The following is a 25,610-nucleotide window of genomic DNA, read 5'->3' as shown; positions in this document are numbered from 1 at the left end:
TATTAAAATTAATAGGGATCGATGTCAGAAATATCTTTCATATATTAGCTTTGTTAAATTAAAATATTAATGTAAAATATAATTACAATGAAAAAAATATTTTTATCCTTCGTCTTCGTATTATTCAGTATGGCAAGTTTTGCACAGAACACGTGGTCTGTAGATCCCATGCATTCTTCTGTGAACTTTACCATTAAACATATGGGAATCAATTTTGTACAGGGCCGATTCGATAAGTTTCGGGGAACCATAATGGCAAAAGGTGCCAGTTTAGAAAATGCGAAATTTGATATGGCGGTAGATTCAGAATCCATCAATACAGGAGTGGAAATGAGAGATAAGCATCTTAAAAGCGATGATTTCCTGGCTGCGGGTAAATTTCCTGCCATAACATTAGACGGAACCTCTATTTCAAAAGATAAAAATGGTTCTTATACGTTGAACGGGAGACTTACGATTAAAGAGGTGAAAAAAGAAATCAGTGTGCCGGTAACATTTGGCGGGGTGACAAAGAATAAAGAAGGAAAAGAGATAATGGGAATACAGGCAAAATTTACCATCAACCGTCTGGATTATGATATTAAATATGATCCAACAGGAACAGGTATCGCGAAGGATGTTGAAATCGCGGCCTACTTTGAATTGGTAAAACAATAATCTTTATACAATATCATTGAAAAAGGTTTCCGGGGAGCTGGAAACCTTTTTTGTTTTCATGACAACACAGAAGGTATGCTTTCAACAGACGTTTTACTGGATATAAATAAAATTTAATCAGGTTTTATACTTGTTTGAAGAGTGTTTTCTTATTTTCAAAATGTAAAAAATTGCTTTGTATTTCTTTTTCCCATAACTTTGCACAAACCTAATCTAATGAGTAAAAAGAATACAAAATACATCTTTGTGACAGGAGGTGTAACTTCATCTTTGGGAAAAGGAATCGTTTCTGCTTCTCTGGGACTATTGCTAAAATCACGCGGTTTTAACGTAACGATCCAAAAACTTGATCCTTATATCAATATCGACCCGGGAACATTGAATCCTTATGAACACGGAGAGTGTTATGTGACTGAAGATGGTGCGGAGACGGATCTGGATTTAGGTCACTATGAGCGTTATCTTGATGCTCCTACATCCCAAAACAACAACGTTACTACAGGAAAAATCTACCAGACTGTAATTGAAAAAGAAAGAAAAGGAGATTTCTTGGGAAAAACAGTTCAGGTAATTCCTCATATTACTAACGAAATCAAACGTAGAATTAAAATCCTTTCAAAACAGAACTACGATATCATCATTACTGAAATTGGTGGTACTGTAGGGGATATTGAGTCTTTACCTTACATTGAAACTGTTCGCCAGCTGAAGTGGGAACTGGGAGAGCGCAATTCTATGGTGATCCACCTGACATTATTGCCTTACCTGGCTTCAAGCGGAGAATTAAAAACAAAGCCATCTCAACATTCTGTACGCCAATTGATGGAAAGCGGAATTATGGCTGATGTGCTGGTTTGCAGAACAGAGCACAAAATTCCTAAAGATCAGAGAGCAAAACTGGCACAATTCTGCAACGTTCCTTTAGACAACGTTATTGAATGTAAAGATTTGGAAACGATCTATGAAGTTCCGATGTATCTTCAGAAACAGAACTTTGATGATGTAGTATTGAAAGAACTGGATCTGAAAAGTGATAAAACAGCTGATCTTAAAGACTGGAAGAGTTTCCTTAAAAAATTCCAGAACCCTAAGAAAACCGTTGAAATTGCATTAGTTGGAAAATATGTTTCTCTTCAGGATTCATACATTTCTATTGCAGAAGCATTCAAACATGCCGGGGCTGACCTTGAAACTGAAGTAAAGGTAAGATGGGTATACAGCGGGGATATTACAGAAGAAAATATTAAGGATACTCCTGAAAGGGGTGAACGGAATTCTTGTGGCTCCGGGCTTCGGAGACCGGGGAATCGAAGGGAAGGTGCTTACGGCAAAATACGCCAGAGAAAATAAAATTCCAATGCTGGGAATCTGTTTAGGAATGCAGATCATGACCATTGAATTTGCAAGAAATGTTCTGGGACATCCTAAAGCAAACTCGATGGAATTTGATACCGCGACTCCGGATCCTGTGATTTCACTGATGGAAGAACAGAAAAATGTAGTCGATAAAGGAGGAACGATGCGTCTTGGCGCCTGGAAATGTACTTTGAAAAGCGGCTCTAAACTATCCGAAATCTATGGAAGTAAAAATATTTCTGAAAGACACCGCCACCGTTATGAATTCAATAGTGATTATCTTCAGGAATTTGAAAAGAACGGCTTCCTTGCTACAGGTACAAACCCGGAAACAGGATTGGTAGAAGCTCTTGAACTTCCTGATCATCCATTCTATGTAGGGGTACAGTACCACCCGGAATATAAGAGTACGGTAGCTACACCGCATCCTTTATTCAGAGCTTTCATCAAAGCTTGCGAAAAGAAATAAGGTAATTTTTTATCATAAACGTCTTACTGTAAACTCAGGCTGATTATTCTCAGCTTGAGTTTATTATATAGTAACGTGGTAAAGCATAGAGTTTTGATAAAAAAACAGTATTTTTGTCAGCTCAAAATTATGTACCTGTAAATGTACATCCTAAGTTTAAAATTTTAATATAAAATAAAATGCAACAAAACAACGGAATCGATAAGAAGCAAATGATTAGTTTCGCGGTTTTATGCCTGGTTCTCTTTGGCTTTATGTTCTACTTCCAGAACAAACAGGTGAAAGAAGAGCAGTTAAAAGCTCAGCAGCAGAAAACTGAACAGGTGAAAAATCCCGTAAAGCAAACTCAGGCAAACAATATCAATCCAAATGTAACTCCTAATGCCATTCAAACGGCGAGTCTGTCAAACAAAGAATTGAATATTGAATTTTCAAGTTTAGGAGGGCAGGTTTCCAAGGTACAGCTTTCAGAATATAAAGCATATGACCATAAAACAGATCAGGCTGATCTTCCGCTTTATCTGATCAACAAAAATAATTCAAACTACGGTTTCCAATTTAAAGATAAAACAGGAAAAGTAATCAATACCAAGGATTTAGTCTTTGCTCCTGCCGTAAATGGAAATGCGGTGACACTAACGGCTAATTACAATGGTGCTGTTATTCAGTTTATTTATACATTACTTCCAAAATATACCCTTGATTTTAAAGTAAGAACACAGGGACTTTCTACAATCACTTCAGATAATAAAGCCGATTTTATCTGGAATTATAATGTGAGAAACTTAGAAAAAGGGAGAGCTCAGGAACAGTCTCACTCAGAATTCTCTTATGCATTCAATAATTATAAGGATTATGATTATGATGGAAGAACCACAATGGATGAGGAAAAGGAAACCCTGAACTGGATCGGGGTAAAGCAGCAGTTCTTTTCTTCAGTGATTGAAGCTAAAAATGGTTTTACCCAAAGTAAAGGGAATCAGGAGACGGTGGAAGAAGGGGAATATCTGAAAAAATTCAACTATGAAGGTTTTGTTCAGATGACCGGAAGTGAATTGAACCAGGACTTCAAATGGTATTTTATGCCATTGGATTTACCGTTATTGAAATCATATGATAAAAACTTTGATGAGATTTTACCTTTAGGGTGGTCTTTTATCGGATGGATGAACCGTGGGTTCTTTATGCCGATGTATAATATTATTGCAGAATGGGGATTAACTGCAGGCTGGGTAATCTTCCTGATGACCATCATTGTAAAATTGATCCTGTCACCCATTATGTACAAGCAGCATAAATTGAGTGCAATGATGAAAGTGATCCGTCCGGAAATTGATGAGGTAAATGCGAAGCTGAAAGATGCCGATCCTATGAAAAAGCAGCAGGCTACCATGGAAGTGTACAGGAAAGCTGGTGTAAATCAGATGGCAGGATGTTTACCGGCACTGGTTCAGATCCCGATTTTCTACGCCTTATTCCGTTTCTTCCCGAACTTTATTGATTTGAGGGGGAAAGGATTCTGGTTTGCCAAAGACCTGACAGCATATGATGATTTGATCAAGTTGCCATTTAAAATTCCTTTCTTAGGAGATCATTTAAGTATTTTTGCATTGGCATGTACCGTTGTTATCCTGATTTATACAGTAATGACTTCAGGAAATATGCAGCAGCCTCAACAGGAAGGAATGCCCAACATGAAAGTATTAATGTATATTTTCCCAATTACATTCCTATTCTTCCTGAATACTTCTGCATCCGGTCTTTCATGGTATTATTTTGTCTCCAATGCGATCAATATTTTGATTATTCTTGTCATTAAATATGTGATCCTGGATGAGAAGAAAATTCATGCTCAGATTCAGGCCAATAAGGAAAAGCCAAAATCTGAAGGTAAGTTCCAGAAGAGAATGAGAGAGATGATGGAGAAAGCTCAGGAACAACAAAAAGTTCAGGAGCAACAAAAAAACAGAAAGAAATAATCTGATCTATAGATAATACAAAAGAGGCTATCTCAACAGTGAGATAGCCTCTTTTCCGTTTTAACCATGAGTGATTATTCTATCAATGCGTCCGCAGGTGAGCATCAAGTTTTGCATCAAAAGACTGAACATCTTAGAACAGTTTTTATTTATAATACATTTTAGAAATTGATAAAGGGACCTTGATTGCTCGTTTTTTCTACTATGAAAATTTTTGGGATCCCTGACGTTTTTGTAAATCAAAGGGAGTAGGTAGAATAGATCCTCTGCAATTCTAATCATACTTTAGTCTGAACGACTGTCTGTGATATTTCGTAGGACCGTGTTTAATAAGAGCTTCCTGATGTTTTTTAGTGGCATATCCGAAATTGGTATTCCAGCCATATTCAGGATGTTCTTCATGCAGTTCTATCATCAGCTTATCTCTATAATTCTTAGCAAGGATAGAAGCAGCAGCAATGGATAATATTTTTGAATCTCCTTTGATGATACATTGGTGGGGGATATAATTATAAGGATGGAATTTATTGCCATCTACTAAAATAAGCTCCGGAATGATAGTGAGTTTATCCAGGGCACAATGCATCGCATGTATGCTGGCATTGAGAATGTTATGTTGATCAATAAATGCAGGAGGAAGTTCTGCAATGGCATAATTTTTTACATTATCCTTGATGTAACTATCTAAATCCATCCTTGTTTTAAAGGTCAGTTTTTTTGAATCATTCACCAGGTTCTGTTTAAAACTGTCATCCAAAATCACCGCTGCAGCAACCACGGGCCCGCTTAAACAGCCCCTTCCAACTTCGTCACATCCTGCTTCAATGTAAGCTTCTGACCACTTCTGTAATAACTGCATATTGATATCTGACATAAGGGTGTAAAATTAATAAAAACAAAATGAAATAAGGGTACATTTTATCATTTTACAGAGTCCGGAAAATAATCAAACGTTCAGCTGTAAAAATTAAAAAGCCTTATCATATGATGCTGTGTTTTGATTTGGAAAAGGAGTATAAGAACTATGCTTTTTTATGGTAAAATGTTTTTGAGGATAATAATATAATTATATTTTTATATTATTAAAATTTTTATTTTTTGTTATCGTTCTAACCGGTTTCCCGGGAATTTTAGAGTAATTTTTACTTCTCTTATTGGTGAAAAAAATTATGCATAACATGGCATGCTTTTATGGTACCATACTTTTTTGTAAAAAACATTAGTATTATATTGTTGATATACAGTATTTTGTGAATATTTTTAACTATTATTATACATAGATATTATCAATTTAAATGATTGTTATTGTTTCTTAAAAAAAAATAAAGTTTAACTATGCTGTTTTTGTTAAATATATTGTTTTTAACACAATTTAATATATTTATAATTGATATTTTTCTTAAATATTGAATAGGTGATATTTTTTATACATTTTTCTTTGTATTATTAAGAAAGTTTTACAAATTTGTAGCAATACAAAATTAATTTGATATGAAGAAACTAACAACAGGTCTTCTTGTTTTAGTATTATCCTCTTCCATAGCTGTTGCTCATGCTCAGGAAAAGAAGGATACTGTTAAAACAAAGGAGATTGAAGGTGTAGTGGTGACTGCACTTGGGATTAAAAGAGAGAAGAAATCTTTGGGATATGCTTCACAGGAAGTAAAAGCAAGTGCTCTCTCTGAAGGTACAACCAATACCGGTAATATCGCAGCTCAGTTATCTGGAAAGGTAGCTGGTCTTAATGTTACAACAAGTAATAATTTTGGAGGCTCTTCAAACTTATTAATTAGGGGGGTTAAGTCATTAGGAGGAGGCAATCCTTTGATCGTTATTGACGGTTCACCAGTAAATAATACCTATACTCAGGAAAAAAATGTAGATTATGGTAATGCTTTATCTGATATTAATCAGGAAGATATTGAATCTATTAATGTACTAAAAGGAGCTGCAGCGTCAGCTTTATATGGGGAAAGAGGTCTGAATGGAGTTATTGTCATAACTACTAAAAACGGAAAAGGAAAAGATGATGGATCTTGGGGAGTTACACTATCTTCTACGATACAAGTGGGCTTTATAGATAAATCAACATTCCCAGATTATCAAACAAGATATGGTGCAGGTTACTCACAAGCATTTGGATCAAAAGGAGCTAATGGTTTATATAATGCAAACTTTGGGGCAGATGCCTCTTGGGGACCAAAATTTGATCCTAATTTGTTAGTTTATCAATGGGATTCTTACGATCCAACTTCTCCTAATTATGGAAAAGCGAGACCATGGGTTGCCGCAAAAAATGGACCTATTACCTTTTTCCAAAATCCGGCAACATATACTAACGGAGTTACATTAGAGAAAGGACAAAAAGGAAAAAATATCAGTTTTACTTATGACAATATGATGTCAGATGGTTTGATGCCTAATTCACATCTTAATAAAAATAATTTTTCCTTAAAAGTAAATTATGATTTAACACCAAAATTGCATTCCTCGTTCTATTCTACAATGACTTTACAAGACACAAAAGGTCGTAGTATAACAGGCTATTCTGATAATACCGTTACAGGCTTTAGACAATGGTGGCAAACGAATGTTGATATAAAAGAGCAGGAAAGAGCTTATTTGCAAAACGTAGCAAATGCGAGTGCTGATAATTATTATGGAAACGTTTCTTGGAACAGAAAATCAGCAACTAACGGAAGTGCTGCCTATTGGAATAACCCATATTTTCAGGCCTATCAAAATTATACATCAGATAGAAGATTTAGAAATTTCACCTACGCACAAGTTACCTATGACTTATTAAATAATGTATCGGTTACGGGTAAAGTTTCCTATGATAGATCTAATTTATTTGCTGAAAACAGAGTTGCAGTAGGATCAATAGCACAAGCTTTTGGTAGATCCGGAAATGATGTCGCTTCAGGGTATTCAAGAAGAGATGTCACAAGAACAGAAACAAATTATGATTTAATGGCAAATTATAAATTTGACATTACAGATAATATTAATGTTTCTGGAGTTGTGGGAGGGAATATCAGAAGGAATTATTTTAATTCCGTGTATGCTTCTACAGAAGGAGGATTAGTTGTTCCAGGAATTTATGCATTATCTAATTCTGTGAAACCTACTTTAGCTCCAGATGAAAATGAATATACTTTACAGACAAATTCAGGATATGTAACAGCTTCATTTGACTTTTATAAAATGTTTTATTTAGATGGAACATGGAGAGTGGATCAAAGTTCAACTTTACCTGATGGCAGTAATGTGTATAATTATCCTTCAGTAACTGGCTCAGTTATTCTTTCTGAAATTCTGAAAACTAAAGATTGGATGAATTTCTGGAAACTAAGAGCTAATTATGCAGAAGTAGGTGGAACTGCTGATCCTTATCAGTTAACGAATTATTACTCATCTGCCGGAATTTTTAGTGGAGCACAAGGAGGAGTTGGAATTTATAGCTCTCTTTTAACAAAAGCCAATAGCGACTTAAAGCCTCAAAGATCTAAAGAATTTGAAGTAGGAACTGAAGTACATTTCCTAAGAGACAGAATAACTTTAGATTTTGCTTATTATAAAACTAAAACTGTAAACCAGATTATTACTCTTCCTGTGTCTTCTGGAACAGGATTCACTGGTAAGGTTATTAATGCCGGTAGAATTGATAACACTGGTTATGAGGTTCAGTTAGGTTTAGTACCTATAAAAAATAATGATTTCTCTTGGAATATAGATGTTAACTGGTCCAAAAATACAAACAAGGTTGTTGACCTTTATCCAGGAATTACCAATCTTTTATTAAATAGTTTCCAAGGAGGTGTTTCTTTGAATGCTAGAGTCGGAGAAGCTTGGGGTACATTAATTGGTGCCGATTATGTTTATTTAAATGGACAAAGAGTTATTGATCCTGATACAGGGATCTATAAAACAAACCCGAACCAAATTATAGGTAATACAACACCTGATTGGATTGGAGGTATTAGAAATAGTATTAAATATAAAGGATTTTCTTTAAGCTTCCTGATCGATATTCGTAAAGGAGGAGATGTATTTTCTACTGATATGTATTACGGTATGGATACTGGTCTTTATAAAGAATCTGCAATTGGAGATTATAGAGATAAAGATGTAATTCTTCCGGGTGTTTTACCAGATGGAACACCAAATAATATTGCGTTATCACAAAAAAGTACCGGAAGTAATTATGGATATGAAACGCAACCCTCTAAAGAGTTTGTTTATGACGGTTCATTTGTTAAGTTGAGAGAAGCGAGTATCGGTTATACATTCCCGAAAACTTTATTACAAGGAACTTCAATTTACGATCTGAAGGTATCTCTTGTTGGTAGAAACTTATGGATTATTCATAAAAATTTACCACATGCTGATCCTGAAGCAATGATCGGAGGAGGAATAAATTCTTACGGATGGTCTATTGGATCAATGCCTACTACAAGAGATTTTGGAGTGAATGTTACATTTAAATTCTAAATTAATAAAAATGAAAAATATAATAAAAATAGGTTTAGTATCTGCTTTTATTGGAGTAAGTTTGATATCATGTCAAAGTGATTTAACATCTCTTAATGAAGATCCTAAACATCCATCAGTTATTCCATCGGAAAATTTATTGGCAACAGCATTGTTCCAATCTTCATATTACATGGATAATCCAAGTGTAAATTTTAATAATTATAGATTCTTTACACAACAATGGGCAGAAACGCAGTATCCACAAGAAACGCAGTATGACTTGGTCACACGTAACCAGCCTCGTAATCATTTTAATAGAATGTATGTATATACATTGAATAATATAAAGCAGGCAAAAATAAATTTGCAAAGTGAAGCCAATGCTGATGCTGCGAAGGCTAATAAATTGGCGACTTTAGAAATCGAAGAAATTTTTGTCTGGGAGAATTTAGTTGATACATTTGGTGATGTTCCTTACAGCGAAGCATTAAAGCCAGACGAGATTTTCTCTCCAAAATACGACGATGCCAAAACCATTTATTTAGATCTGATTAAAAGAATTAATAATGTTATTACTACCGTAAACACCTCTTCAAAAGGATATTCTACTGGAGACTTGGTATATTATGGAAATATGACTAAATGGGTTAAATTTGCCAATTCAATTAAACTAAGATTAGCCATGAATTTAGCCGATGCTGACCCAGCCCTTTCCAAATCTACTGCGGAATCAGCAGTTGCTGCAGGTGTAATCTCATCTGATGCTGAAGCATATAAATTTAAATATGATGGAAATACATTTTCAAATCCTGTATATGATAATTTAGTAGCTTCTAACAGAGATGACTTTTTACCTAGTGAATTAGTAATTAATACAATGAGTAGCCTTTCAGATCCTAGAATGAGCGTATGGTTTACGAAAGTTAATGGAGTATATAAAGGGGGTGTTTTTGGTGAATTAAATGATCCATTTACCAATTACTCTCAGCTAACATCTTTTTTTAGATCATCAACTGCTGAATCAAATTTAATGAGCTATGCTGAAGTTGCTTTTTTAAAGGCTGAAGCTGCAGCAAGAGGTTATTCAGTAGGTGGAACAGCTGCTGATCTTTATGTCACTGCAGTCACAGCTTCAATGAATGAAAACGGAGTAAGTGCAACAGATACTGCAGCATATTTACTTGCAAATCCATATAATGCCGCCAACTGGAAGAAATCTATTGGTGTGCAAGCTTGGATCGCTATGTTTAATAGAGGCTTAGCTTGTTGGAACTTTACAAGACGTCTGGATAATCCTATTCTTGTGAACCCTCCAAAATCCAATTTATCTTCAGTACCATACAGAATGCCTTACTCTGATCAAGAATATGTATTGAATGGAGCGAATGTTTCTGCAGCTGCTAGTAAGATAGGTGGAGATAAAGCTACAACCAAACTCTTCTGGGACAAAAACTAACACTTATTTTAACAACATTCATATTATACCGCCTTCGGGCGGTTTTTTTTATATAAAAATATCTTTTTAATTTTCTTGAATGAATACTATATATGAAAATTATATTTGATTGTGTTGAGCTTTTACTAGTATTCGGCTATTTGATATGGTTTTAATTTATTATATAAGTGATTTGTTTAAAGAAAATTTATTTTTTTCAATATTGTAATGTTTATATTTTTCGCAATATTTTATTTTTAACTTTATTTTTTAAATACTTTTCATTATTTAGATTCTTTTGTTCGTGATTTTTTAATTTTTTAACCTTTTTCTTTGAATTGTTAATAGAGTTTAACAAATTTGTCCGGATACAAAAATTAATTTAGATATGAAGAAATTAACAACAGGTCTTCTTGTTTTAGTAATGTCTTCTTCGATTGCTGTTGCCAATGCTCAGGAAAAGAAAGACACTGTTAAAACAAAAGAGATTGAAGGTGTAGTGGTGACTGCACTTGGGATTAAAAGAGAGAAAAAATCTTTAGGATACTCAACACAAAGTGTTGATGCAGGTGATCTGACAAAATCTCCAACAAGTAATTTCACAAGTAATTTGTCAGGAAAAGTATCGGGTTTACAGGTAAAGTCCGTTTCGAACTTTGGTGGATCCGTTGACATTGTTTTAAGAGGTTATAAATCTATAGCAGGTAATAATCAACCACTATTTGTTATTGATGGTGTACCTATGATTAATGCAAATAATAATACATCTGCACAATCATTGCAAGGGAGACCTGGTTATGACTTTGGTAATACAATCTCAGATATTAACCCAAATGATATTGAAGATTTAAACGTATTGAAAGGGGCTGCTGCAACGGCGCTATATGGTTCCAGAGCTCAAAATGGTGCGATTATTATTACAACTAAAAAAGGTAAAAAAGGCAAAAATATTGGAATAGAACTCAATTCATCAATAAGTATTGCAGCGATCAATAAAGAAACTTTTCCTACTTATCAAAAGCAATATGGTCAAGGATACGGCTATTACTATGGGCCAAATGAAAATTCTCAATTTGCAGAATATAACGGAGCGCCTATGTCGCCTACTACGGAAGATGCATCCTACGGCGCAGCCTTCAATCCTGATCTGATGGTTTATCAATATGGTTCTTTCATTCCGGGATCTCCTACTTATAATAAGGCAACTGCATGGGTAGCTGCAAAAAATGATCCATCAAAGTTTTTCCAAAAAGGTATAAATTATAACAATGGTATATCCTTTTCCAAAGGAGGAGATACCGGATCGTTCAGATTGTCATTTAATAATCAGAATGGATCTGATATTATGCCAAATACATCATTGAACAAGAACACCGTTATGGGGAATGCTTCTTACAAATTGGTGGATAATTTAATGGCAACCATCGGCGCTACCTATGTTTCTCAAAATGTAAAAGGAAGAAACTCTACAGGGTATAGCGGTAATTTAATTTCTGGCTTCAGACAATGGTGGCCTGTGAATGTTGATCTTAAAGATCAGCAATACTTCTATAAGAATTCCGGAAATAATTATACATGGAACATTGCCGGACCCGATAACTTAACTCCGGCATACTGGAATAATCCATATTTCCAGGTTTATGAAAATGCCGTTTATGATACAAGGGAAAGATTTGCAGGTAACTTCTCTTTAAGTTATGATGTTACAAAGAATTTAAATTTATTGGCAAGAGTCGGAACAGATGGTTTTACACAAAGAATGGAAGACCGAAAGGCAGTTGGCTCTATTCCTGAATTAATGGGATTTGGTTTGACTGCAGTTGATCAGCCTTCAGGCTTTGCTGTAATGCAAATCAAACAAAGAGAAACGAATTATGATTTCATAGCCAACTATAAGAAAGATTTTGATAATGGTTTAAACTTAAATGCATTATTAGGAACAAACTTAAATGTTATTAATTTTTATAGTAATTCGCAATCAACTTCTGGAGGACTGTACGTTCCTGGAATTTATACTGTTTCTAACTCAGATTCGGCCAACCCAAAACCTGTTACAATTGATACGACTAAAAGGATTGCGGGTATTTTTGCTCAGGCTAGTTTAGGGTATCAGGGAACCTATTATTTGGAAGGAACAGTAAGAAGAGACCAATCTTCTGCCTTACCTGTAAATAATAATATATACTGGTATTACTCCGGTTCAGCGAGTGTTGTATTCTCGAATTGGAATTTTTTAAAAGGCGGTGTCATGAATTTTGGTAAATTTAGAGCTTCTTATGCAGAAGTGGGAAGTGATACAGCTGCAGATCAGCTAAGAAATCAATATATTACTTCTACATCATTTGGTGACCTGCCAATGATTTATTATAATACCTCCGAAAAAAATCCGGATTTAAGACCACAAAGATCAAAGCAAACTGAGCTTGGTTTAAATGCCCAGTTCTTTAAAAACAGATTAGGATTTGATATTGCTTGGTTTAAAAATGATGCATTTGACCAAATTTTGGCTCTACCGGTTTCTTACGGTAATGGTGTTGCTACAAAAATCCAGAACGCAGGTAATCTAAGAACAGATGGTTGGGAGATCTCATTAAATATGACGCCTCTTAAATCTGAAAACTTCAGATGGGACATAAATGCAAACTGGTCTAACCCTCAAACTAAAGTTACTAAAATTGCCCCGGGAAATGAAAATATTACATTAGGATCTTTTCAGGGTGGCGTAACAATTAATGCAAGTTTAGATGACTTGTATGGAACTATTAAGGGAACTGACTATGTTTATACAAATGGCCAGAAAACTGTAGGAGCTAATGGTAGATATTTAATTTCTTCCTCAACTAATAATGTTATTGGTAATATGCAGGCAGATTGGTTCGGTGGACTGATTAATAAATTTAGTTATAAGGACTTTCAATTATCATTCCAGATCGATTGGAGAAAAGGGGGTAGTATCTTTTCGCTTGACCAATATTATGGTTTAGCCACTGGTATTTATCCTGAAACTGCAGGATTAAATGATTTAGGAAATCCGGTAAGAAATCCAATAAGCCAAGGAGGAGGTGTGATTTTACCAGGAGTAAAAACTGACGGCTCAGTAAATAATATTCGTGTATCCGGTCAGAATTACGGATTATATGGTTATAGATATGCACCAGCTTCAGCATTTGTATATGATGCAAGTTTTGTAAAATTAAGAGAAGTTGCAATATCTTATAGTATTCCTTCTAAGTATTTAGCAAATACTTTCTTTAAAGGGCTTACATTTAGTGCGATAGGTAATAATTTATGGATCATTCACAAAAATTTGCCATATGCAGATCCTGAAGCCGCGTTTAGCTCAGGTAACGCCCAGGGCTATCAATCTGGTGTAATGCCAACTTCAAGAGTTTATTCTTTTAGTATTAAGGCTAACTTCTAAATAAATTTAAAATGAAAAAAATATTTAAATATATAGGATTATTATCCATCGGTGTATCTGTATTATCATGTAGTAATTTTGATGAATTAAATACAGATCCAAACAGCTCATATACAACAAAACCTGAAGCCTTATTGTCATATTCTCAAAAACAGCTGTCTGATTATTTGAATACACCAAGTGTAAATGAAAATAATTTCAGGTTAATAATGCAGTATTGGCAGGAGGTAACTTATGTTGATGAAAGTAATTATGATTTTGTAAACAGGAATATTTCTAACAATGTATGGCTGGACTTGTATGTGGATACAATGCAAAATCTGGTAAAAGCTAAAAATATTATAAACGAGTATGTGCCAACAGCAACCGAGCAAAGTACATGGCCAATAACCCGAACTAATCAATTGGCTATTCTGGATATGCAGCAGGTTTTTATTTATCAGACATTGGTGGATACTTATGGAGATATACCATATAAAGAATCTAATAATATAGGATCAAATTCTTTACCTAAATATGATAAAGGAGCGGATATTTATACAGATTTAATTACCAGGTTAAAAAAAGATGTAGCATCAATAGATACTAGCGGTGGTACCTTTAGCTCCGGAGATCTGTTTTATAATGGAGACTTAACGAAATGGAAAACATTTGGTAATTCATTATTATTGAAACTGGCAATTGGAATTGCTGATTCTAATTCAGCTTTAGCACAAGCTACTGCAGCAGAAGCTATCAGTGCTGGTGTAATGACAAGTTCAGCAGATAATTGTCTGTTTGGATATTTAAGTGCATCACCCAACTTTAATCCATTGTTTGAAAATCTGGTGGCAAGTAATAGAAATGACTTTGTTGCTGGAAAAACAGTAGTTGATTATATGAATACATCTTCAGATCCGAGAAGAGCAAAATATTTTGATAATAATGTCGTTCCATATAAAGGTGGAACCATAGGCACTCCTTCTAGTTTTGCTGCAAATAGCCATATCGGAGATTTTGCTTATAAGGAAACAACGCCGGGGGTTATCCTGAATTATACTGAGGTAGCATTTTACTTGGCAGAGGCTTCCGCACGTTGGGGTATTGGAGCAACTTCAGCGGTGGCTTATGCAAATGCGGTAAATGCTTCTTTATCTGAATGGGGTGTTTCTACTTCAGATGCTGCAGTATATTTGGCTGCTAATCCTTATAATGCCGGAAACTGGAAAAAGTCTATAGGGGAACAGTCATGGATAGCCATGTTTAATCAAGGTATGGTAGGTTGGAACTTCTATAGAAGACTGGATTATCCTGTTCTTGTGGCTCCGCCTACTGCTGTTTCTCAAGCTGAAGGAAAAGTTCCTGTAAGATTACAGTATCCGGTGAGAGAAACAACAACAAATCCTACTAATTATGCAGCGGCAGCAGCTTCAATAGGTGGAGATAAGCTGACAACCAAACTCTTCTGGGACAAAAACTAACACTTATTTTTAACAACATTCATATTATACCGCCTTCGGGCGGTTTTTTTATTTCCGTATATTTGTAGTTCGAAATTTTGAGAGGTAGCAGAGCCCATGAAAATGTTTAATCTCAAAGAAAGGTGATTGTTTGGAAAAACTCCTTATAACCATTAAATATAAACTTAAGAGCATGAATATTAAAGATATTATAGAAGGGAAACTTTCAGAGGTTATTTTAAATGTATATCAGTTAAAAGATATCAAACTGGAAATTCAGGAAAATAAAACGGAATTTGAGGGAGATTTTACAATCGTTACATTTCCGTTGGTAAAACAGTTAAAAAAGAATCCGGAAAGTATTGGAGTTGAACTGGGTGAAGCTTTGACAGAACAGACAGAGCTTTTGGAAAGCTTTAACGTCGTAAAAGGCTTCCTTAATGTTAAAGTTAAAAACCAGTTTTTTATTGATAACTTCAGATCTGTAAGCAATGGTTTCTCCACAACAGAAAAGAAAAATGCTACGGTAATGGTAGAGTATTCTTCTCCGAATACCAATAAGCCTTTACACCTGGGGCATATCAGAAATAATTTATTAGGATTTTCTGTAGCCCAGATTTTAGAAGAAGCAGGGTATGATGTGATCAAAACACAGATCATTAATGACAGAGGAATTCACATCTGTAAATCGATGCTAGCCTGGGAGAAATTCGGGAACGGGGAAACGCCGGAAACAACGAATACCAAAGGAGATAAATTTGTAGGAAACTATTATGTAGAGTTTGATAAAAACTACAAAAAAGAAATAGCAGATCTTGTAGGGCAGGGCGTGGGAGAAGAGCAGGCTAAAAAAGAAGCTCCCATGATGAAAGAAGCTCAGAAAATGCTTGTAGATTGGGAAAATGGGGATGAGGCAGTAAGAAACTTGTGGGCGGAAATGAATTCATGGGTATATAAAGGATTCAATGAAACCTATAAAAGATTAGGCGTTGGCTTTGACCAGGTTCAATATGAAAGTAATACGTATATTTTAGGAAAAGACCTTATTCAGGAAGGGCTGGATAAAGGAGTTTTATATAAGAAAGAAGACGGCTCTGTTTGGTGTGATCTTACAGATGAAGGACTTGATCAGAAGCTATTATTACGTTCAGACGGTACTTCAGTGTATATGACTCAGGATTTAGGGACCGCAGTGGAACGTTTTAAACAAAACAATATTCAGAAGCTGATCTATACCGTAGGAAATGAGCAGGATTATCACTTCCAGGTTTTATTTAAGATCCTGAAGAAATTAGGATATGAGTGGGCAGACCAGCTGTACCACCTTTCTTACGGAATGGTAGAGCTTCCTGAAGGCAAAATGAAATCCCGTGAAGGAACCGTTGTAGATGCTGATGACCTGATGCAGGAAATGTATGAAACAGCAAAATCCAAAGCCCAGGAGCTTGGGAAACTGGAAAATCTTTCTGAACAGGATAAAGAAGCTTCTTATGAAACAGTAGGTCTTGGAGCATTGAAATATTTTATGCTAAAAGTTGATCCTAAGAAAAAAATGCTTTTCAATCCTGCAGAAAGTATTGACTTTAACGGAAACACGGGGCCATTTATTCAATATACCTATGCACGTATCCAGTCATTACTGTCTAAAGCAGATTATGCGCAGCAAGAGACTGCCGATGTAGTGCTAAACCAGTCTGAGAAAGAACTGACCATGCAGTTGGCCAACTTTAAAACTGTGGTGGCTAAGTCAGCAGAAACTTTAAGCCCGGCATTAGTGGCTAATTATGTATATGATCTTGTGAAAGCATACAACTCTTTCTATCAGAATAATCCAATCCTGAATCAGGATGATGAAAATGTAAAGCAATTCCGTTTGAATGTTTCAGATCTCACGGCGAAAACGATCAAAAGATCTTTAGAGCTTCTGGGAATCGGAACGGTCAACAGAATGTAAAAATAAAACCTCCTGAATTTTCCAGGAGGTTTTTTTGTGTTATACAATGTACCGTAGTAATGATTTATACGCTGTATAGGCTTCTTTCTTAAACACCTCGTATTTACCCATTCTCCCCGTGCATCTGTTTCAGACTGTCTGCATAGAGTTTAGCAGCAGTCCATCGTGCATGCTTAGAAAGAGAGACTTTATATCCTTTTTTGTAAGTATAGACTTTGGTGAATTTAGCTCCGAAAAATATGAGCATACAGGAATAGTTGATCCACATCATGATCAGGATAACCGTTCCGGCGGCCCCAAACGTAGAAGTAGGTTTTACCTGATTGAAATAAAGGCTTAACAGAAATTTTCCTAAGGTAAATAGAATGGCTGTCAGGAAAGCTCCTCTCCAAACGGGCTTCCAGCTGATCAAGACATCGGGAAGCACTTTAAACATGAGCGCAAATAAAAGCATGACAAGCCCAAAACCTATAGTGAAATTTACCAATTCAGCAATGATATACGTTTCAAGACCGAAATATTGAGTAATGATTTTACTGAAAAGACTGATCAGGGAAGAAAGGATCATGGTAATCATCAATAAAAATCCTAAAATAAGGATCATCCCTAAAGAGTTGGCTCTATCCAGTAAAAACTTGAGAAGGGCTTTCTTGGGAGCTGCCTCTACATCCCAAAGTGCATTTAATGAATGTTGAAGCTGAAAGAACAGGGTAGTAGACCCAAAAACCAGTGAGCCAACTCCTACTGCTTTCATAAAAATATTCTCTTTGTCGATCAGGGCGCCAGCCAGCATTCCTTCAATGCTTCTTGCTACATCAGGTCCCATAATACCATTGATCTGAGTACTTATTTGTCCCCGGATCGCCTCCTCACCAAAGAAATTGCCAAGCACCCAGATAATAATAATCAATAATCCAGGAATAGAAAAGATCGCATAATAGGCCAGACTTGCCGAATCTTTTGATGCGGATGAATTGTTCCATTCTGTAAATGTATCTTTCAGAACCTCCCAGAAAAATTTTATAGTATTGATCATATTAAAAAGGATATCCGATGGCAATATTTAAAATAAGGTTATCTTTTCTCCAGCTTGGATCACCAAAATTGATCCTGTTAAATGCCCACCTGTCTCCCTTTTCATAGTAAGGAACTCGCAGAGGCATTGCTAAATCCAATCTTAAAATCAGGATAGAAAAATCAAGTCTTAGGCCAACTCCGGCTCCTACAGCAATTTCATTTAAAAATTCCTTTGAGAATTTTGCCCCCGGCCGCTCCTTATCTTCATTAACAAGCCAGATATTTCCGGCATCAACAAAGGCTGCGACATTTAAGAATTTATAGAGGTTTGCACGGTATTCAGCATTTAATTCTAACTTGATGTCTCCGGACTGATCAAAATAATATCCCGACTGTATTGTTCTTGGATCAAAACTGCCCGGCCCCAGGGTTCTTGCCCGGAATGCTCTGATACTGTTGCTGCCTCCTGAAAAAAACTGCTTGGAAAAAGGAACATTCTGGGAATTACCGTAAGGATAGGCAATTCCTGCAATAAACCTTGTTGCTAAAGATGTTTTCTCAGTAAACTTATGATAAAGCCTGAAGTCATTTTCTATTTTAGCATATTGACTGAAAGGAATTCCGAACAGTGTTTTTTCTTTATCTTTTTTTACATTGGCACCCGTTACAAGACCTGTAATATTTCCTGCCAGATCTAAGGTCCCTTTATAATAAATCGTAGTAGGTCTGGACTGCATCGTATTGGTATACGTATAGGAATAGGTAGGTCCAAAAATAAGCTGCTTTTGTACAACCCTTTGCATCGCCTGGCTCTTTGCAGATATTGAATCATATAAAGCCGTAACTTTTGCAGGAGATACCAGAGTTACATCAAATATTTTCAGATCATGCTCCTTTCTTACATTTTCTTTCCAAAGATATCCGAATGAGGCCGTAAAAGTATTCAGCGTATAATATTGAGTACGATTCTGGAATTCAAAACCTAAATTGATATTCGTTCGTGGAACAAATGCACTTGAAGAATGAAAACGGAATGGGGCTACAATTCTGGGAATGGAAAGCTGGGTGTTTGCCCCTGCTCTAAATAAATTTTTTGCATTTTCCGGTCCGCCCATCTGGAAATCAAAAGCTCCATATATAGCTGCCTTAAACTGCTCCGCACCCCGGAAGAAATTTCTGTGGGTCCAGTTCAGGTTAAGCTCACTACCGGCATAGTTTGCAGAGTTTGTTCTTCCTAAAGCTTCCAGACGGAGAGATTGGATTTGTCTTGGAGTCAGTAAATAATAAGCATCAAATGTATGGCTTAACGAGTCAGATACAATGAACTCATTTTTCACAAACTTGAAAACTCCGAGACTGATAAGCCGGTTCAGAGTAAGGTTATGGTTGGAACGGTTGTAAAGATCTCCTTTTTTGAAATACAAGGCTCTATCGAAAATCTTAGGTTTAAATTTATGTTGCGGATCAATTACATAAATGTCATCAAAAGCATATTTGGAAAGAGAATCTTTATCCATAGGAATAGTGTATTTCCCGTCTTTTACATCCTGGATGTTATAATTGGGGAATACAACAACTTTATCAATGCTGAACTGTTGAGTGGCCAGATCCGGCGTGTTATCTTTAAGCTTTACATTAAGCTCAACCTTATGATTTTTGCTTACGGTACTGTCTGCCTGTACAATAATATTATCAGGATGGAAATAATAAAAACCTCTTTCTTTCAGCCCGTTATCAATTCTTTCCCTTTCCGCTTTAATGACATCCAGGTCAAATGGTTTTCCGTTTTTAAGAAGAGTCCTCTTGGTTAAGCTTTGAATTTCCTGGTTGACAAGAGTAGAATCTTTTTGGAATTTAACGCCATCAATCAAATATCGGGAGCCGGGTCTTACCGTATAAATGACTTGTGCTTTTTTATTCTTTAAAACCGTATCATAAGTGGCCCTGGCATTGAAATATCCTTTGTTTTCAGAATAGTTTTCAATAATATCTTTATTGAATTCACGATCTACATCGCCCAATAATACAGGTTTTTCACCTATTTTATATTTAAGCCAGTAGTTAAAGCCTTTGTCCTTTTTAGGCTCTTTGGTGATATTATAAAAATACAGCTTAGGGCGCATTCCCAAAAATGTAGAGTTGGGTTTGGGAGTGAGATTAGCTTCCAATGCAGACTGAAGATCTTTCCTTTCTTTTTTTGAAATGGTGTCGTTTTCGATCTTTACTTCAGCTCCGGTGTAAAGCATCTGACCCTCTTTTAAAAATCTTGTATTGCTGCAGGAAATTACAGCAGATGCCAGCCCGGAAGCAAACAAATATTTACAATATGTATGGAATATATTACTCATTATTTAAATTCTACCACTTGATTGTTTTGATTCTTTTTGGGTTTCTTTTCTTTAGATTTTTGGAAAATCTCCCGGAATTTGTCGTAATCCAACGTAATGATAAATCCAACTCCGGTTTCAATAATCTGTCCCTGAAGGGCAACCTGATATTCATCTTTACGGTAGGCACGCAGCATATATCTTCCGTCTTTAGAAAGACTGTAATCTACAGAAACATTGCCTGCAATATTGGTCATATTTTCATTCTGGCGGGCTTGCCCTTCCAGTCCGAAATTACTTCCTACCGTCACTTTCAATCTGTCATTCAACAATTTTTTACTGATATCCACATTCAGGTCAGTTCTGGTATTTTTCTGTCCGGTGGAATAATCTTCTGAAGAATCAAGACCAAAATTGAGGTCAACTCCTTTGATCAGTCCCGCTGCAAGATTATTTAATTGCTGAGAAAGGATCTTACTCACACTTTGCCTTGCCATCGTTTCTGCAGACATTCCGGCACCGCTTTCAAACGGGTTTTCCCCGATAAAGCGGTTCAGAAGCAGTAAAGCAAATACCTGCTTATTCATTTCAGACTCCTGTGTTCTGAGCTGGGCAAGTTTCTGATCCACAATATCCTTTACATTCGACGATATAGAGTTATTTTTTTCTTCCGTAGTAATATCAAACGTTAGCTGAGGTTTCAATAGCTCACCTTTCATTTTCAGTAAAGCATTAAAAGGTATTCTCTGCTTAAACTGGTTCATCATTGAGGTGCTTTCACCACTTACCTGCTGTTCCACCAGATCGATAGGAGGTGCTTCAGTTTTATAAACTGCTGTAATATCCATTACGGCCATCGTAGGCTCACCGGTCCAGGTAATGGTGCTTCCTTTCTGGATATCAAACTTACGCTTCAGAAAGCTTACAGAAAGATCATAGCTTCCTTTTTCTACTTCATACACTCCCACCAGAGTAGTTTTTCCTGAAGGATCAATTCCTCCGGTCAGTTCAGCCTCTCCCTGAAGCTGTACAAAATCTCCGTTGGCTTTGTCTATGATCAGGGACAGTTTGGCTTCCTTGCTTACCTCAATGTTAACGCTTACATCCATTCCTTTGATGCGGCTTTGTGCATTAATCGAATCTGTTTTGATCGTTTTATTGAGTACTACCTGGTCCTGATCCACAAACTCTACAATTCCGTCTCTTTCCTGTAAAGATGGAGTAGATTGAGGGAGAACAAAAGTAAAATCCGTATTGTCTGCGACACTTAACCTTCCATCTACTTTGGGCAGATCAAGATTTCCGCGGATGCGCAGCCCTGCATCAATTGCAAGAATACCATACATCATGGCATCGTTCGATTTTTCTGAGTTCACCACTTTGAAATCTTTGGCATTGACATTAAGATTAAATGCAAAATCCCTGTATGTCTGCGTCAATACCTGTCCGTCTACAATAAGAGAATTTCCGTCTTTATCGTTGATTTTAAATTGATTAAATTCAATACCGCGGCTGGTGAAATCGATCTCATCGTTCAGTTTTCTGAAGTCACTTCCTGTTTTTGCTATTTCCAGCCCTGCATTATTGAGTTTTACTTTTCCCAGAATATTGGGTTGAGCAGTAGTTCCGGTAATTTTTAGATTTCCTGAAAGATAACCTTCCGTATTGGTGATCGCGTTCATTGAGAAACCCTGCAGACTTTTCATCTGAAGCTGGTTGATCGCCATATTCAGGTCAAAGGTGCTTGAAGAAGTATTGTAATCTCCGAGGATTTTTACATCGTTATTGTTTCCGGAAAGAGCGATATCAGCATTTAAAATATTTTTTGAAGAATTATTCACTTTCACAGCAAGGTTTCCGACGGGACTTCCGTAAACAATGAGATCTGAAATATTGAGGTCGGAAGTGAAGGACATATTTTTCATAATATCCTTCAGTTGGGCGGTGCCATTGATGGTTCCTCTTGCCAGAACTGTATCTTTTTTAATAAGTTCTGTAATGGTTTCAATTTTAAAATCTTTCAGCGAAACATGTAAAGGACTGGCCGGGCTGTCACTTTCGGATTGAACTGAAATTTCGCTTCCCCCATTGGAAAGGGTAAAATTATCGGCTAAAATTCCTTTGTTACTGATCTGGATCTTATTGTTTTCTGCGACATTCCAATCTGCATAATTCAGTTTTAAACCGTTGGGATTTAAGGATATCTCCGTAATGTCGTTCAATGATTTCGCGCGTCCTGCAATGAGGAATTGCGTGGCATTTTTATCATCTTTGGTCGTGATGTTGTAATTGATCGTATTATCAGCCACATCCCCGGTGATATCAATTTTATTTAAAGATAAGCTTGAGCTTTTTAAGGCTGCTGCATTAAGATTATACTGCAGTGCCTGATTTTCATTGGTTACTTTTAATGCGGCATTTTCAATTGAATTTTCTCCGTATAATAATTGGGGGATCTGTCCGTCAATTTCAATTTTCCGGGAATCTGCATCGTAGTTTCCGGCTAAATTAATCGTTTCAAAACTTTTCAGATCCGGAACAAATTTCCTGATCAGATCATCATTTTTAATTTTGGACGTAAAAGAAAAATGCTGCCCCGGATCAATTTTCTGGGTTTTATCGGGCTTCTGGAATTGGTAATACTGATTGATCGTCTGCAGTAAAGATCCAAAAATCTGGGTAAGTTTATATTTTCCCTTCAGCTCGGCATCGGCTATCTGAGAATTAAAAATAATCTGTGTGGAGTCCTTTGTGGAAGAAGCCTTCAGATTCACTTCCTGCACCGGATAAACTTCTTTGGTGTCGGAAAAGGCAAAATCTTTAAGATTTAGGTAGCCGTTCAGATTGTTGGGATCCAGGCTTGTAAAGTCTCCATCAATTTTTCCGGCAATAATCATTGGTTTTTCATAAAATCCAAGTTTATTGACATCCAGTTTGATCACTTCTCCATTTACTTTGACCGTAGGATTTTTTTCATCATACACTCCCGAAGCAGTCAGCTGCAGATGGGCATTAGGGTCTTTTGAATTTAAAATAACATGATAAGCTCCTCTATTGATTTTACCAGTTAAATCCATATTTTGATAACGGTATCCTTTATAAACGGCGGAGGCCACGTGTCCTTTTACATTGGCATTGGCATTTTTAAAATCAAAACTTTCTCCCTTGGCGGCAATTTGCGCTGTAACAGGGCCGATATCTTTATTTTTAATGATCTTTCCAACCTGTATTCCCTGAAGATTGGCCTTGACGTCATACAGCTCATGATTTTTTCTGCGCATATCGATATTGGCAATGATCGCCGCATTTCCAAGAGTAGAGTATAAGTTAAGATCAGTATTGATGACCTTGGTCGTCCCTTTGGCATTTCCTTTGACACTGAAGTGGGAGGGAAGTGCAATATTGGAGGGAATGGTATTTTTCGGAACAAGGTTGAAAATTGTTTTGGCATTAGAAGAAAATTCACCGATTCTCAGATCATAGTACAACTGATCAGGGTTCATCGCATTTCTGACTCTTCCTGAAGCAGCCACTCTCAACTGATCAAGTCCCGAAACCTTGAGATCCTGAATGAAGAGATCATTCACGCTTCCTTTTACATTCGCATTGACATTCAGGATTGCATTCGGATATTTGTTGAATGGGACCGTATTTTTTAGACCAGGCACCAGATTTAAGATATCAGAAAAACCAACTTTAGAATCTTTAATACGGGCTGAAATTTTCACAGCACCAAGGTTTGAACTTAATTGTTCAATGGAATTATAATTTAAAATAATTTCATCCCGCAAGAGGGTTTTGGGAGTCTGAAGATACAGGCTCTTGAGATAAGCTTCTTTTTCAGCATAGACAAAATCAGTATTGAATTTTTGAATATCCAATCCTCTTCCTTCCTGAATTTCTGCAGAATTAACTGTTCCTGCAAACGTATTGTTCTCCATTTTAAAACTTCTCACCTCAACATTCATTTTGGAGAAGTTCAGATGATTGAAGTCCATTCCCTGCTGGGTAGGAGCGATAGCAGTATTGTTATATGCCGCCTTTACATCGTTGAGCACGAGCTTTCCTAATAGAAGATGGATGGCTTTATCCTGATCGGAAACTTTGGACGGTTCCGGTTCCTTTGAATTTTTAGGGTTGGCATTTTGAGCAGGAAGATAAAGGTTGGCATTAATATCCGCTCCCGAAAGAAAGACATTGGCAATATGGTAAGAATTGTTTTCAAGATCAAGTTTGTTGACTTTTGTGCTTAATTCTTTAAATACAACTTTAGCAAATGTTTTGGTATTATCATCACCGTAGTCAATATCGAAATGGGTAAGTTTGATGCCCCTCAGCCCAATACTCATCGGCTTCTTTTTATTGAGCGAGTCTACTTTTTTCTCAACTTTTTTAGAAACTTCCTCTACTATTCCCTGTTTTAACTTTAATTTTAATCCGTCAAGGTTAATATCATTGACTGCATAGGTGTTTTTACTGAGGTCAAACTTTTTAACCCTTGTATCAAAAGACTTGAAATAAAGTTTGATGTCATTCCTCGACTGTTGGTCGTTAAAAGTAACACCGATATCCTTTAAATTAATTTTATCAAGAGAAATAATAAACGGCTTGGATGGGCTTTCTTCCTTATCACTGGTCGCAAAAGCATCCATGATATAATCAAAATTGAATTTTCCATCCGGTTTTCTTACGACATTGGCACGGGCTCCCTGCATATCTACGGAAGTGATATCTGCCGTAGAACTGATGAGCTTCAGCATATGCAGTCCTACATCCAGTTTTTTAACTGACAGAAGAGTGTCAACGTCCTGCCCCTTGAGGTAAAGGTTTTCCATCACAAGGCTGTTGGGAAATCCTATATAGACTTTTTCAAGGCTTACTTTGGTTTTGATTTTTTTCTCAAGATAGACAACGAGCCGGTCTTTAATAAAGTTTTGAACGGCAGGAAGCCTTAAGCTTAGGATCAACAGGGTAAGAAGAACCAATATTGAAATAAAGGTTATTGCAATACGCTTTAAGAGTTTTGTAGTGTTGATTTTCAGTTTCAAATGCAATATGGTTTCTAACAAAGATAATAATA

General features: G+C 36.2%; 11 protein-coding genes and 1 pseudogene. 8 read left to right on the top strand and 4 right to left on the bottom strand.

Annotation, left to right across the window (positions count from 1 at the left end; translation table 11 throughout):
• Positions 1-87: 87 nt before the first annotated feature.
• From MUW56_RS06660 to yidC, 3 genes and pseudogenes are all read left to right on the top strand, one after another.
• Entirely contained in the window at positions 88-657 is a 570-nt protein-coding gene (locus tag MUW56_RS06660) for a YceI family protein (protein ID WP_292012460.1), read from the top strand.
• A 216-nt stretch (positions 658-873) separates the two neighbouring features.
• Positions 874-2,482, top strand: a pseudogene (locus tag MUW56_RS06655) (CTP synthase).
• Between the two features lie 179 nt (positions 2,483-2,661).
• Positions 2,662-4,461 carry a membrane protein insertase YidC gene (gene yidC / locus MUW56_RS06650; protein WP_292012459.1) on the top strand — a complete coding sequence of 600 codons (1,800 nt, stop codon included), beginning with the start codon at positions 2,662-2,664 and terminating at the stop codon, positions 4,459-4,461.
• 274 nt (positions 4,462-4,735) lie between these two features.
• Here yidC and MUW56_RS06645 read toward each other — a convergent pair whose 3' ends face one another.
• Positions 4,736-5,320, bottom strand: a complete 585-nt coding sequence (locus MUW56_RS06645) for a ribonuclease HII (RefSeq protein ID WP_292015388.1) — start codon at positions 5,318-5,320, stop codon at positions 4,736-4,738.
• A 632-nt stretch (positions 5,321-5,952) separates the two neighbouring features.
• On the opposite strand from MUW56_RS06645, the gene MUW56_RS06640 reads away from it, so the two are divergent.
• From MUW56_RS06640 to argS, 5 genes are all read left to right on the top strand, one after another.
• Positions 5,953-8,955, top strand: a complete 3,003-nt coding sequence (locus tag MUW56_RS06640) for a SusC/RagA family TonB-linked outer membrane protein (protein ID WP_292012458.1) — start codon at positions 5,953-5,955, stop codon at positions 8,953-8,955.
• Positions 8,956-8,965: 10 nt separating this feature from the next.
• Positions 8,966-10,393, top strand: a complete 1,428-nt coding sequence (locus MUW56_RS06635; RefSeq protein WP_292012457.1) for a SusD/RagB family nutrient-binding outer membrane lipoprotein — start codon at positions 8,966-8,968, stop codon at positions 10,391-10,393.
• A 367-nt stretch (positions 10,394-10,760) separates the two neighbouring features.
• Entirely contained in the window at positions 10,761-13,793 is a 3,033-nt protein-coding gene (locus tag MUW56_RS06630) for a SusC/RagA family TonB-linked outer membrane protein (RefSeq protein WP_292012456.1), read from the top strand.
• 11 nt (positions 13,794-13,804) lie between these two features.
• Positions 13,805-15,253, top strand: a complete 1,449-nt coding sequence (locus MUW56_RS06625; protein WP_292012455.1) for a SusD/RagB family nutrient-binding outer membrane lipoprotein — start codon at positions 13,805-13,807, stop codon at positions 15,251-15,253.
• Between the two features lie 172 nt (positions 15,254-15,425).
• Positions 15,426-17,186, top strand: coding sequence for an arginine--tRNA ligase (gene argS / locus MUW56_RS06620; RefSeq protein ID WP_292012454.1), 1,761 nt, complete (start codon positions 15,426-15,428; stop codon positions 17,184-17,186).
• Positions 17,187-17,289: 103 nt separating this feature from the next.
• Here the strand turns inward: argS and MUW56_RS06615 are convergent, their stop codons facing one another.
• From MUW56_RS06615 to MUW56_RS06605, 3 genes are read right to left on the bottom strand one after another with little or no spacing between them, the layout of a single operon-like run.
• Entirely contained in the window at positions 17,290-18,222 is a 933-nt protein-coding gene (locus MUW56_RS06615) for a YihY/virulence factor BrkB family protein (RefSeq protein WP_292012453.1), read from the bottom strand.
• A gap of 1 nt (position 18,223) precedes the next feature.
• A complete protein-coding gene (locus tag MUW56_RS06610) occupies positions 18,224-20,551 on the bottom strand; it encodes a BamA/TamA family outer membrane protein (RefSeq protein ID WP_292012452.1) in 2,328 nt (775 codons plus the stop codon).
• Entirely contained in the window at positions 20,551-25,578 is a 5,028-nt protein-coding gene (locus MUW56_RS06605) for a translocation/assembly module TamB (RefSeq protein WP_292012451.1), read from the bottom strand. Before MUW56_RS06605 ends, MUW56_RS06610 begins: the two co-directional genes overlap by 1 nt.
• Positions 25,579-25,610: the final 32 nt, after the last annotated feature.

It is taken from the genome of Chryseobacterium sp., from assembly GCF_022869225.1.
Taxonomy (GTDB): Bacteria; Bacteroidota; Bacteroidia; order Flavobacteriales; family Weeksellaceae; genus Chryseobacterium.
This window is presented reverse-complemented; position numbering and strand designations above follow the sequence as displayed.

Excerpts from the sequence above, each read along its gene's own strand:
- MUW56_RS06660 (WP_292012460.1), top strand. The coding sequence starts at position 88 with ATGAAAAAAATATTTTTATCCTTCGTCTTCGTATTATTCAGTATGGCA.
- yidC (WP_292012459.1), top strand. The coding sequence starts at position 2,662 with ATGCAACAAAACAACGGAATCGATAAGAAGCAAATGATTAGTTTCGCG.
- MUW56_RS06645 (WP_292015388.1), bottom strand. The coding sequence starts at position 5,320 with ATGCAGTTATTACAGAAGTGGTCAGAAGCTTACATTGAAGCAGGATGT.
- MUW56_RS06640 (WP_292012458.1), top strand. The coding sequence starts at position 5,953 with ATGAAGAAACTAACAACAGGTCTTCTTGTTTTAGTATTATCCTCTTCC.
- MUW56_RS06635 (WP_292012457.1), top strand. The coding sequence starts at position 8,966 with ATGAAAAATATAATAAAAATAGGTTTAGTATCTGCTTTTATTGGAGTA.
- MUW56_RS06630 (WP_292012456.1), top strand. The coding sequence starts at position 10,761 with ATGAAGAAATTAACAACAGGTCTTCTTGTTTTAGTAATGTCTTCTTCG.
- MUW56_RS06625 (WP_292012455.1), top strand. The coding sequence starts at position 13,805 with ATGAAAAAAATATTTAAATATATAGGATTATTATCCATCGGTGTATCT.
- argS (WP_292012454.1), top strand. The coding sequence starts at position 15,426 with ATGAATATTAAAGATATTATAGAAGGGAAACTTTCAGAGGTTATTTTA.
- MUW56_RS06615 (WP_292012453.1), bottom strand. The coding sequence starts at position 18,222 with ATGATCAATACTATAAAATTTTTCTGGGAGGTTCTGAAAGATACATTT.
- MUW56_RS06610 (WP_292012452.1), bottom strand. The coding sequence starts at position 20,551 with ATGAGTAATATATTCCATACATATTGTAAATATTTGTTTGCTTCCGGG.